The sequence below is a fragment of the Pseudomonas sp. ADAK2 genome, assembly GCF_012935755.1.
GTDB lineage: Bacteria > Pseudomonadota > Gammaproteobacteria > Pseudomonadales > Pseudomonadaceae > Aquipseudomonas.
In genome coordinates this window covers 3,876,349-3,887,894 of record NZ_CP052862.1, presented here as the reverse complement: position 1 = coordinate 3,887,894, position 11,546 = coordinate 3,876,349, and the positions used below count along the sequence as shown (strand labels likewise).

At 60.6% G+C, this 11,546-nt stretch carries 9 protein-coding genes; 7 read left to right on the top strand and 2 right to left on the bottom strand.

Translation table 11 applies throughout. The features are described 5' to 3' along the window. Positions 1-239: 239 nt before the first annotated feature. The 7 genes from HKK52_RS17920 to HKK52_RS17890 are packed head-to-tail and all read left to right on the top strand — an operon-like array spanning position 240 to position 8,414. Positions 240-1,997, top strand: coding sequence for a carbamoyltransferase family protein (locus HKK52_RS17920; RefSeq protein ID WP_133837954.1), 1,758 nt, complete (start codon positions 240-242; stop codon positions 1,995-1,997). Further along, on the top strand, positions 1,981-3,111 hold the full coding sequence (locus HKK52_RS17915) for a glycosyltransferase (RefSeq protein ID WP_169371928.1): 1,131 nt from the start codon (positions 1,981-1,983) through the stop codon (positions 3,109-3,111). The genes HKK52_RS17920 and HKK52_RS17915 overlap by 17 nt, the downstream gene beginning before the upstream one ends. Continuing rightward, positions 3,111-4,007 (top strand): antimicrobial resistance protein Mig-14, encoded by an 897-nt coding sequence (locus tag HKK52_RS17910; protein ID WP_169371927.1) that lies wholly within the window; start codon positions 3,111-3,113, stop codon positions 4,005-4,007. Before HKK52_RS17915 ends, HKK52_RS17910 begins: the two co-directional genes overlap by 1 nt. 8 nt (positions 4,008-4,015) lie before the next feature. Next, positions 4,016-5,440: a PIG-L deacetylase family protein gene (locus HKK52_RS17905; RefSeq protein ID WP_169371926.1), complete on the top strand. Its 1,425-nt coding sequence runs from the start codon at positions 4,016-4,018 to the stop codon at positions 5,438-5,440. 58 nt (positions 5,441-5,498) lie between these two features. Continuing rightward, positions 5,499-6,416, top strand: a complete 918-nt coding sequence (locus tag HKK52_RS17900) for a DUF6625 family protein (RefSeq protein WP_169371925.1) — start codon at positions 5,499-5,501, stop codon at positions 6,414-6,416. Then, entirely contained in the window at positions 6,379-7,533 is a 1,155-nt protein-coding gene (locus HKK52_RS17895; protein ID WP_169371924.1) for a glycosyltransferase family 4 protein, read from the top strand. Before HKK52_RS17900 ends, HKK52_RS17895 begins: the two co-directional genes overlap by 38 nt. Then, positions 7,530-8,414 (top strand): glycosyltransferase, encoded by an 885-nt coding sequence (locus tag HKK52_RS17890; RefSeq protein WP_169371923.1) that lies wholly within the window; start codon positions 7,530-7,532, stop codon positions 8,412-8,414. The genes HKK52_RS17895 and HKK52_RS17890 overlap by 4 nt, the downstream gene beginning before the upstream one ends. 25 nt (positions 8,415-8,439) lie before the next feature. Here the strand turns inward: HKK52_RS17890 and HKK52_RS17885 are convergent, their stop codons facing one another. After that, on the bottom strand, positions 8,440-9,654 hold the full coding sequence (locus HKK52_RS17885; protein WP_169371922.1) for an acyltransferase family protein: 1,215 nt from the start codon (positions 9,652-9,654) through the stop codon (positions 8,440-8,442). After that, positions 9,654-11,519: a bifunctional O-antigen ligase/aminoglycoside phosphotransferase family protein gene (locus HKK52_RS17880; RefSeq protein WP_169371921.1), complete on the bottom strand. Its 1,866-nt coding sequence runs from the start codon at positions 11,517-11,519 to the stop codon at positions 9,654-9,656. Before HKK52_RS17880 ends, HKK52_RS17885 begins: the two co-directional genes overlap by 1 nt. Positions 11,520-11,546: the final 27 nt, after the last annotated feature.

The window sequence follows — 11,546 nt, the reverse complement described above, 5'->3', positions numbered from 1 at the left end:
GCAGCTCCTACAGGGATTTGTGTCGGTCGCATATTGGCGGCGTGGCAATGGCCCTTGTGTAGGAGCTGCCGCAGGCTGCGATCTTTTGATCTTGATCGTCCGCGTCAAACAACCTCTGGGTCATTCCCGCCATGTTTACGCTATAATCCCGCCCTTTAGCTGTCTCTCGCCCCTTGCGAGGGCACATTAATTTTTGAGGCGCTTGTCGCCTGAATGCAGACTAAAGAGGCTAGACCCCTGTGGCATTGACGATTCTTGGCCTGTCCGGCGCCCTTAGCCATGATCCTTCCGCAGCCTTGTACATCGACGGCAAGCTGGTCGCGGCGGCTGAGGAAGAGCGCTTCGTACGCGATAAACATGCAAAGAACCGCATGCCCTACGAATCGGCGAAGTTCTGCCTCGAACAGGCAGGCATCAAGCCGTCCGACGTTGACGTGGTCGCGATCCCGTTCGCCCCGATCAGCCTGTTCGGCAAGGCGCGCTGGCACTACGCCAAGCGTTACTGGTACGCCCCGGACCGCGCCCTCGACGCGATCCTGATGGGCAACCGTCGCTACAAGCGTTATCGCAACAAGATCGTGTTCTGCCTTGAGCAACTGGGTTTCGACCCGAAGAAAATCAAGATCGAGCCAGTCGAGCACCACTTGGCCCACGCCTCCAGCGCTTACCACTGCTCCGGTTTCAAAGAGAAAACCGCGATCCTGGGGATCGACGGCAAGGGCGAGTACGCCACGACCTTCTTCGGTTATGGCGAAAACGGCAAGATCCACAAGATCAAGGAATTCTTCGATCCCGATTCCCTCGGCGGCCTGTACGGCGCGATCACCGAGTTCCTCGGTTTCGAGATGCTCGACGGCGAGTTCAAGGTCATGGGCATGGCGCCGTACGGCGACGCCAGCAAATACGATTTCTCGCGCCTGGCCTCGTTTGAAAACGGCGAGCTGGTGATCAACACCGACTACGCCAACGTCATCGGCCTGCGTCGTTATAAAGAGAAGGGCAAGGGTTTCTACTTCTCGCCGAAGCTGATCGAGTGGCTGGGGCCGAAGCGCGAAGGCGACATCGCCGACGAGCCGTACATCCACTACGCGGCCAGCATGCAAGCGCTGTTCGAAAAGATCTCGCTGCAGATGATCGACCACTACCTGGGCGACGTGCTCAAGGAAACCGGCAAGCTGGCCTTCGCCGGCGGCTGTGCGTTGAACGTCAAGCTGAACCAGAAAATCATCGCCCGCGATGACGTCAAGGAACTGTTCGTGCAGCCTGCGTCCGGCGATGCCGGTACCGCGGTGGGTGCCGCAGCCTACGTGTCCCACGCCCGTGGTGTGCCGGTCGAGAAGATGGAACACGTCTACCTCGGCCCGTCCTACAGCAACGAAGACGTGATCGCCGCGTGCGCCCGTCACCCGAGCAAGCCGGCCTGGCGCAAGATCGAGAACATGCCGGAGAACATCGCCAAGATCATGGTCGACGGCAACCCGGTGGCCTGGTTCCAGGGTCGTATGGAGTTCGGTCCGCGCGCGTTGGGCGGTCGTTCGATCATCGGTTGCCCGAGTGCGACCGGCGTGGCTGACCGTATCAACCACCAGATCAAGTTCCGCGAGCGCTGGAGGCCTTTCTGCCCGTCGATGCTCGACACCGTGGCCCCGCAGATGATCAAGGTCGATCACCCTGCACCGTTCATGACCTTCACCTTTGAAGTGGCGGAAGAATGGAAGACCCGCGTGCCGGAAGTCGTCCACGAAGACGGTACGTCCCGGGCCCAGGTGCTCAAACGCGAATACAACCCGCGCTACTACGACATGATGAAAGCGCTGGAAGTACTGACCGGCAATGGCGTGTCGCTGAACACCTCGCTCAACCGTCGTGGCGAGGCAATGATCTGCTCGCCGACCGACGCCCTGAACATGTTCTTCGGCTCCGACCTGCAATACCTGATCATGGAAGACATTCTGGTGGTCAAAGAAGGCGCGGACGCTTATGACACGCTCGGCTGAGCGCCATGTGCTGCAGTTCTGCCACGGCTATGACGGGCCGTTCCTGGACTGCGCCCGGCAATACGCCAGCCTGTTCGCGGGGACTGGCTATCGGGTGACCACGGTCTTTTTGACCGGGGCCGCCGATAGCGACGTCGCCGCGGGCTGCGCTTCCGATGAAGTGCTGTTCATGGAATACAGCTCCAAGGCCATTCGTGGCCTGAAGCTGGGCGCCATCGGCGATCTGCGCAAGATCGCCGCCTCGCGCAACTTCAGTTTCTGCATCGCCCATCGTTTCAAGCCGATCTACATCGCCTTGCTCGGCACCTCGTTGCCGGTGATTGGCGTGCACCACGCGTTTGACGATTACAAACGCGGCACGCGCAAACTGTTCGCGCATATTTTCCGCAAGCGCTTGAGCCTGCTCGGCGTGTCCGATGCGGTGCGCGACGACATGCGCCAGTGCTTGCCGAAATGGCCGGCGGCGCGGATTCAGACGCTGTACAACCGTATCGATGTGCAGGCCTTGCAGGTCACTCAGGTATCGACTCGCGAAGCCCGGGAAACCCTCGGTCTGGCGGTGGACGCCTGGGTGGTCGGCAACGTCGGGCGGCTGCATCCGGACAAGGATCAGGCCACGCTGCTGCACGGTTTCGCCGCGGCGTTGCCGGGTTTGCCGGGCAATAGCCAACTGGTGATTCTCGGTTCCGGTCGCCTGGAACAGAGCCTCAAGGATCTGGCCCGTGAACTGGGGATCGGCGACCGCGTGCTGTTCCTCGGCCAAGTGCCCGAAGCCCGGCGTTACTTCCGCGCTTTTGATGTATTTGCCCTCAGTTCCGATCACGAACCGTTCGGCATGGTGCTGCTTGAAGCCATGGCCGCCGGCGTACCGTTGCTCGCCACCGCATGTGGTGGGGCGAAGGAAGTGGTCGAAGGCGTGGGCATTCTGTTCCCGCTGGGCGATGCCGAGCGCTTGGCGCAAGGGCTGCAACATTTGGCCGCGATGAACGAGCAGCAACGTCGCCAGTGTGCCGAGCTGATGCTCGACCGCTTGCGCGAGCGCTTCTCCGACCGCGCGGTGCGCGAGGCTTTCTGGCATTTGCCACACGTTACCGAACTGGCACAGAGGGGCTGATGCTCAACCGATTTCAAGGCTGGCGCGAACGAGGCTGGGCGTCGGTCGACGCCTCGACTTATGCCGATGCCTGGCAGCGTTTTGGCGGCAGTGTCGCCACCCATCCCATCGTCGTCGAGCGGCTGGCCGCGCTGGCGGAGATACCGGTGCGCTACCTGGCCTGGGAACACGATGGCGAAATCAAAGCCGCGATCCCGACCTGGGGCCGCGACCTCGCCTTGTCCAAGGACGTGCTCAAACGCAGCGGCAAAAAAGGCTTGTTCGACCTCGGCAATGCCGAGCTGATCTTGCCGGCCGCCGCCGAGGCTCAGGCTCCTTTGCGTCATCGCGGGCGTTACTTGTCCGCCCTGAACGAAGGTCGCTTCAGCGGCATCAAGCTGCAAACCGAACAACTGGCCATGGCCCGCACCCCCGAAGAACTGTCGAAAAAGTTTCGCTACAACCAGCGTCGCGAATTGCGTCTGCTGGAGGAAGCAGGTGGAGTGGTACGGCCGGTCAGCGACTTTTCCAGCAGCGAACTGGCGGCGATCTACTGCGACCTGTTCCAGCGCCGCTGGGGCTTTCCGGCGACCGGCGCGGCGCGCATGGGCGAGGTGATCGAGTTGTTGCGGGAGTTGTTGATCGGCTCGGTGATTTTCCTCAACGAGACGCCGATTGCGATTCAACTGGTGTACCGCGTCGAAGCGCCGGAGTGGATCAGCGTCGAGTACATCAATGGCGGCGTCGATCCTGAAACCCGCGAGTTCAGCCCCGGCAGCGTGCTGAGTTTTCTCAACACCCAAAGCGCCTGGGAACACGCTCGCGCCTTGGGTAAACCGCTGCGGTTTTCCTTCGGTCGGGCCGACCGTGAATACAAGGACCGCTGGTGCAATCCTGTGCCGGTCTTCACCGTATGAGCCAACCCATGAGTCGCAAACAGCAACTGCTCAAGCGTCACCGTCGCAACAAACGCATCGGTCTGCTGATCGCGTTGGCGCTGTTGATCGTCATCGGCCTGCTGGTGGCCTGGTGGCTGCCGCTGGTGCTCGCGGTCCTGGGCTGGATCGCCCATGAGGCGTGGTTCGCCGACCATTTGTTCTATTCGCCCAAAGACGATTACCAGTACAGCTTCCCGCCCTACACCCAGCGGCCCAAGGTTCACTTGGTGGGCGAGCACCTGCGGCTGGACGAAGGCGTGATGCTGGTCGACGACGCCACGCTGGTCCTGGCGTTGCGGGTCAAAAGCACCTGGCTGGGCCGTTTTATCGACCCGGTGATCGAGTTGGCCGGTGGCAATAACCCCGACCAGCAAACCTTCGAACGCGGCGTCGATGGCCTGCGCTACTTGAACCTGACGGGTCAGTCGCACGTACTGTCCCAAGGACAGTTGCGGTTGCGCGGGCGCTTCTGCCGGTTGCTCGGCGAACCGGTGCTCTGGGCCTTTGAGCTGCCCGATTACCACCGTCAGCGAGTCATGGTCATTGCGCCCCACGCCGACGACGCCGAACTGGCGGCCTACGGTTTGTACAGCCAGGCCAGTGAAGCCTGGATCGTCACGCTCACCGCCGGCGAGATCGAAGCCGAACACTATCAGCAGATGGGTCTGAACAAGGTTGAAGCGGCGCGGCTCAAGGGCCGCTTGCGTGCCTGGGACAGCATCGCCGTGCCGCGCTGGGCCGGAGTGCCGGAAGCGCATTGCGTGCAGCTGGGCTATTTCTGCCTGCAACTGGCGGCGATGAAAGCGGCGCCGTCGCAACCGATGGGTTCGCGGGAAGCGGAGTTGGGCGACACCCGCCTGTTTCGTCAGTTGAACCCGTTCACTCTGCCGGGCGATGCCGACGGTGCGCCGACCTGGAACAACCTGCTGGCCGACCTGCGTGAAGTGCTGATGCGAGCCCGTCCGGAAGTGATCGTGTTGCCGCACCCGACCCTCGATCCGCACCCCGATCATATCTGCGCGCAGGAAGCCGTCCTTGAAGCACTCCGGGGCCTGGACTTCCAGCCGACCCTGCTCGGCTACGCCAATCACCTGCACGACAATGATCGCTGGCCGATGGGCAATGAGGGCCAGGGCATTGCGCTGCCGCCGGCATTCGATTCGAGCGTGCCCATGCAGCCGTGCTGCCTGCCGATGTCTATCGAGCAACAACGCGACAAGGCGATGGCGCTGGGCATGATGCATGACTTGCAACCGCCCCTGCCGTTCAAGCGACGTTTGCGCCGCTGCATACAACGGCTGTTGGCTGGACGGGTGCCGCCGACTTATGGCGAGAATGAGTTCTTCCGCAAAGCGGTGAGACGCCATGAATTGTTGTGGGTTTTGAAGCAAACAGATACATCTGCACAGTAAAAATGAAGCATGACGCGGTTTAGCATGTCGGCAAATTAAACAGCCGCAGTGACTTTGTGTGATGAACTCATGCCCGCGTATTCTTTTTCTGATTCCTTATTTCGGCCATTGGCCGTTCTGGATGCCGTTCTTTCTGGAGAGTTGCAGACGTAACGCCGATATCGACTGGTTACTGTTCAGTGACTGCGGTACGCCTGAAAATCTGCCGCCCAACGTCACCGTCGAGGCCATGACCTTCAGTGATTATTGTGCGTTGGTGTCACGGCGCTTGAAGATCGACTTTGCGCCCGCTGCCGCTTACAAGCTGTGCGATATCAAGCCGGCGTTGGGACACATTCATGCCGACCGCCTGCAAGGCTATGATTTCTGGGCGTTTGGCGATATTGATCTGGTGTATGGTGACCTGCGAAGTTACTTCACCCCGGATCGGCTGGCCGGTCATGACCTGTTTTCTACCCATGAGCGGCGGGTTGCAGGGCATCTATGCCTGATGCGCAATACCGCGCGCAAGCGTGAGTTGTTCATGCAGATCAAGGGTTGGCAAACGCGTTTTACCGACCAGGAGCATCACGCGCTGGACGAAGGGGCTTTCAGCCGTATCTTCCACTGGCGCAAGAATTTTCCAGAGCCGCTGTTCACCCTGGTGGGCAAGCTCAATCCGTGGCGTCGCCGCAGCGAATTCACCGAGGCCTTCAGCACGCCGGGTGGCTGCATCAAGTGGCATGACGGCACGGACGATTTTCCGCGTCACTGGTATTGGCGCGATGGCAGTTTGAGCAATGATCGCGATGGCGATCGCCGGTTTCCGTATTTCCACTTCGTTTGCTGGAAACGCAACGAGTGGTCACGGTTGCCCCCACCCGATCCAGCCGAGGTCAGGCGCCTCGCCGCCGAACCGGCCTGGGTCATCGATGCGACTGGTTTCCACGGGGAGAGTTATGAGTCAACGGTCAAAGGTTCTGCAACTGCAGCCTGACTACAACGTCAAAGCCCATGATTTTGCCGACCTGGCAGAGCAGATCGTCAAGGCGCTGCCGAGCGATCGCTATGAGGTGACTGCCGCGTTTCTACGCGGCAAGCCGGGGCCGGGCGAGGCAGTGAGCCGTGCCGACCGTTCGGTGTATTTCGAGTTTTCCGACAAGTCCCTCAAGGGCATGCGCCTGCGCGCGATGTGGCAGTTGTACAAGTTTTGCCGCGCAGAGAAGTTCGACGTGGTGATCTGCAACCGTTTCAAACCCGTGAACATGATGCTGACGCTCAACCGTTGGCTGAAAGTGCCGCTGTGCATCGGCATCTCCCACGGTTTTGGCGAGTACGACCGGTTTTACCGGCGCCGCCAGACCCAGCGCCTGGTGGATCGGCACTGGCGCTTCGTCGGCGTCTCGCCAGCGGTCAAACAGTACCTGCTGGACTGCGATTGCGGCTTTACCGAGCAGAACACCTACGCCATCACCAACGCCATCGACATCGAGCAGGCCGAAGGCTTGCAGCACAGCCGCGAGCGCGCCCGTGAGATGTTGGGCATCGACCCGTCGGTGCGGCTGATTGGCGCCCTGGGTCGCCTGGTGCCGGTCAAGGGGCATACCTACCTGTTGCAGGCATTTGCCGCGCTCAAGGACAAATACCCGAACACCCAACTGGCGATTATCGGTGCCGGCCGCGAAGAAGCGAAACTGGCCGCCGAGATCGAGCGCCTGGGCCTGACCGGCCGGGCGCATCTGCTGGGTTTCAAGGAAATCGCCTTGCAGTACATTCGCGCGTTCGACGTCTGGACCATGCCGTCCCTGGCCGAAGGCCTGGGCTTGGCACTGCTCGAAGGCATGAGCGGGCATCTGCCGGTGATCGCTTCGAACGTGCCGGCCATGTTGCCGCTGATCGAGGGCGCCGGTGGCCTGGCGATTACCCCCAAGGATGTGCCAAGCCTGGTCGCGGCGCTGGATAACTACCTCGGCCTGTCGGACGACGAACTCAAGGCCAAGGGCGAACAGGCGTTCCGTTATCTGCAGACCGAACACGACATCGAGGTGTTCCGCCAGGAATACCTGAACCTGATCGACTCCGGCCTGGAACAGGCTCGCAAGGAACAGAAATGAACGACGCGCAACCCATCGTCACGGTCATCATCGCGTCGTACAACCACGCTCGCTACATCGAGGAAAGCATCCTCAGCGTCATCAACCAGACGTACTCGAACATCGAGTTGCTGGTGGTCGATGATGGTTCAAAAGACGACAGCGTCGAGCGCATCAAGGCGTTGCAGGCTCAACACGGCTTCGATTTCCGGGTTCAGGAGAATCAGGGGCTGACCAATACGCTCAATGGCGCGATCGCCCGTTCCACGGGGAGCCTGATCGTGCCGTTCGGCTCCGATGACATCATGTTGCCGGAGCGCATCGCCACGCAGGTGGCGTACATGGACGGCAAGCCCGAGGTTGGCATTTGCGCCGGCAACATCGAGCTGATCGACGCCGATGGCAATCTGTACCCGGAGAAGCGCCAGCGCCGGGATGTGCCGTTCCGTCGCCTGGATTTCGATGACATGTTCCTGGAGCGCAAGCCTTACCCGCCTGCGCCGACCCTGATGATTCGCCGTGAAGCGCTGGACAAGGTGGGCGGGTTCGATCCGAACATTCGTCTGGAGGATTTGCTGATCGAGCTGAAGGTGACCCATGCCGGTTATTTCATCGACGGCCTGAATGTGCTGATGGCGCGCTATCGCAAGCACGCCACCAACTCCTACAAGAACCACCGTTTCATGATCGACAACATCCTGCGCTCCTACGCCTTGTTCAGCGATCATCCGCTGTACGACGAGGTGCGCTACAAGTTCTTGAGCTCGATGTTCCTTAAAACCGCCAACCGTGACCGCAAGCTGGCGCGGGAGCTGCTGGCGCAGATCCCGCTCAAGGCCTGGAACAAGAAGACCTGGCGTGGTCTGGGGCGGCTGTACTTCTCGCCGCTGGAAAAGGACTGAATTCGTTCAGGCAGTTCGCTCGATGTTATCGGGCGAACTTTTCCCTCAGGTTCTTCGCCATCCGGCCCTGACGCAGCCACTTCAAGACGTGCTTGCCGGCGTTGATGCCAGGCTTTTCGATGTACAGGAAGGTCGCGCTACTGATGATAATCAGCAGGCACGCACACAGCGCCATCGTCGGCAGGAAGACCCAGGTTTCCCGGGTGTCGATGTTCAGCACGTGCGGCAGGCGCTGCACCATGACCCAGAGCAGGAAACCGTGCAGCAGGTAGGTGCTGTAGCTGATTTCTCCCAGCCAGCGGATGCTGCGCGGCTTCAGGGCGCCAAAAAGCGTGTGCCCGGATGCCACGATCACAAAGAACACCGACATCAGCAGCAGCGGCATCAGGCTGAACGCCCGGTTGAAAGCGGTAAAGGCAATGGCCAGGGCGAGCAACGCGATAATGCCCGCCAGTCGCGTCTGACTCCAGGCCACCAGTTGCGGGCGGCGCACCCAGTACGCGGCAGCGATACCCCCCAGGAAGCTGGCCAGGAAATGCTTCTTCAGCGAGTGTTCCCAGCCGACCACCTGGTACAGCACGTAAATGCCGATCAGGCACAACACCACTTGCAGCCAGCTGCCGCGATAGATGAACACCATCGCGGCCAGAGGCAGCGCCAGGTAGAAAAACACCTCGTAGCCCAGGGTCCAGGTGACGTTGGAAATCAGCATGCCCGTCTGGTGGTACTGGTTGATGTCCGGTCGGTCAAAGGTCAGCCAGGCCAGGATCTGTCCGGCAAGCTTGATGCCGGGCTCCTTCAGTTCCCAGTTCTGCAACTGGAAGACCGAGACAAACACAATCAGCATCAGTGGCAGGTACAGCGGATACAGGCGGAACAGCCGGGAGACCGCAAAGGCCAGCCAATCGTGTTGGCGTCCCTGGGAGAGCAATCGGCTCCAGAACAGAAAACCGGTGATCATGAAAAACAGCGCGACGCTGCCTTGGCCGAGCTGCGAATAGAAATTGCTCGGCGGGAAATCAATCACGCCGGTGCGCAGAAAGATCCAGGTAATGATCGAGTGGTGAATAAACACACCAAACGCGAGATAGCCGCGCAAGCCGTCGATGCTGGCAAAGCGACTTTCACCGGAATGCTGAAGGTGGCGGGCGATTTTCGGCACGGCGCGCAACAACAAGGCGGCTGTCAGGATGGCCAGCACGTAGGCTGCCACCGCTATGAGGGGGTTGGTTTCAATCATCAATGAGCCCGGGCCGTGTTGCTGGCGGCCAGCACTTGCCTGTGCAGGTTGTTTACGGCGGATGTGGATGCGGTGGCGGCGTATCCCTGGAGCAGCGCCTGGAAGTGATCTTCGAACAGCCAGCGCCGATCTTCGGTGTAGCGTTGCATATGACGCAAATTACGCTGACGCAGTGACAGACTCAGTGACGACGGGTAGATGCGCATGTCGGCCAGATCGATCAGGCCGAACTCGCCGTCGTCCAGCACCAGTACGTTGCCCAGGTGCAGGGAGCGGAAATACACGCCTTGCTCATGCAACTGCGCCATGAACTTGCCGAAACGCTCTACCAGTGCCTGGCGCACCGCCGGCGCGGTGATCCCTTGCAGGACCTGGCGCAGGGTGTTGCCGGGCAGTGGCGAGTAATGCACCGCGCTGCTGCCGTCTTCGAGGCGGTACAGGGCCAGGGTCTGTGGTGTTGGAATGCCCAGGGTCCGCAGTTGCTCGCTGTTGACGGCAAAGCGTTCGGAATAAGGGTTGAAACTGCCCGAGGTGTACCAGCGACGACGACGGAACAGCTTGAGGAAACTGCCATCGACCAGGCGCAGTACTTTCGGCCCGAGACCATCCTCCTCGATCACCTGGGCATTGGCGGCCATCTGCACGAATGCCGTCGGCGTCAGCGTCTTGACCGGCGTGGCCAGCAGGCGTCTGGCGCGCTGGTTGATGCTCAGCGCAGCGATCAGCGCCAGCGGAATCCACAGCAGGAACCAGTGCTCCTTGGGGCGAGAAATGATCCCGCCGCCCTCGGTCAAACCTGCTCCAATCCCGAATATCAGCCAGGTCGAGGCAACAATGAACAGCGGTTGGACGCGATAGCGCCAGCTGCTCAACAGGGCCCAGGCCTGGAAAAACAGCCAGGGCAACAAGCCGATAATGCCGACGTAATAGAGCACGCCGAGCGCAAAGCTATGCGGCTCTTGCAAGGTGTAGCCGACGCCGGGGTCGAGTGCCAGGCTGGCGTTGTAGCCATGGCCAATCCACGGGTGTTCGGCAATCCGACTCAGGGCCAACTGCCAGATTTCAAAGCGAAAGGAGTCGCCTCGTTCAATGAGCATCCGCGAAAACAGCACGCTGACCGCTAACCCACTGACGGTCAGCGCTGCGAGCAATACGATTGAACGACGATTCCAGCAAATGAAGCCCAGCCAGAGCGCAGCCAGTGTCAGGGCAACCAGTGGGGTCCTGGAGCCCGTGGCGATTACCGCGGCAAACATGATGGCCATCGCCGGAAGGCTGAGCCAGAGCATCTGGCGCCGCTTGCAGGTCATGCTCAGGCTCAACCAATAGGCACAGAAAAAGCCGAAGATATGCGAGCTGAGCAAGGGGTTGTCGAACGCGCCGCCCCCAATCAGTCGCATGCCCGGCTCATAGATATGGGCAAACATGAACAGGTTGTAGACCGAGGCGATCAACCCGACCATCGCCGCGCTGAACAGCAGTGGCTGGATGATTTCGCTGCGGTGGCGCACCAGCAGATAGGAACCGGCGAACAACAGCAGCGTATGAAGCGCCGGCTTGAACTGGGCGGGGATGCTCTCGTCATCCGTCGGTCCCCAGCACAGGCTTAGCAGGGCCCACGCGGCGAACAGCAACAGTGCGATGAACACCGGTTCACGCAGCAATTCCTTGAGTTCCCGCGGGCGCAGGCACAGGGCAATCAGCGATGGAATGCTGAACAGGCCGTAAAACAACTTGTGGTGAAGGCTGCGCCCGGGCAGAAAGAACAGCGCACACAGGAGCAAAAGATAGCCCAGTGGAAGAATCCACAGGCAAATGAAGTCGAAAACTCGATTGGACGTGCTGTTGAAACCGCTGAGTTGCATGCTGAGAGATTCAATCCTGAAGTTGAT

Bases quoted from the DNA above. Each gene is read 5' to 3' on its own strand.
- HKK52_RS17905 (WP_169371926.1), top strand. From the start codon at position 4,016: ATGAGTCGCAAACAGCAACTGCTCAAGCGTCACCGTCGCAACAAACGC.
- HKK52_RS17890 (WP_169371923.1), top strand. From the start codon at position 7,530: ATGAACGACGCGCAACCCATCGTCACGGTCATCATCGCGTCGTACAAC.
- HKK52_RS17895 (WP_169371924.1), top strand. From the start codon at position 6,379: ATGAGTCAACGGTCAAAGGTTCTGCAACTGCAGCCTGACTACAACGTC.
- HKK52_RS17910 (WP_169371927.1), top strand. From the start codon at position 3,111: ATGCTCAACCGATTTCAAGGCTGGCGCGAACGAGGCTGGGCGTCGGTC.
- HKK52_RS17915 (WP_169371928.1), top strand. From the start codon at position 1,981: ATGACACGCTCGGCTGAGCGCCATGTGCTGCAGTTCTGCCACGGCTAT.
- HKK52_RS17880 (WP_169371921.1), bottom strand. From the start codon at position 11,519: ATGCAACTCAGCGGTTTCAACAGCACGTCCAATCGAGTTTTCGACTTC.
- HKK52_RS17885 (WP_169371922.1), bottom strand. From the start codon at position 9,654: ATGATTGAAACCAACCCCCTCATAGCGGTGGCAGCCTACGTGCTGGCC.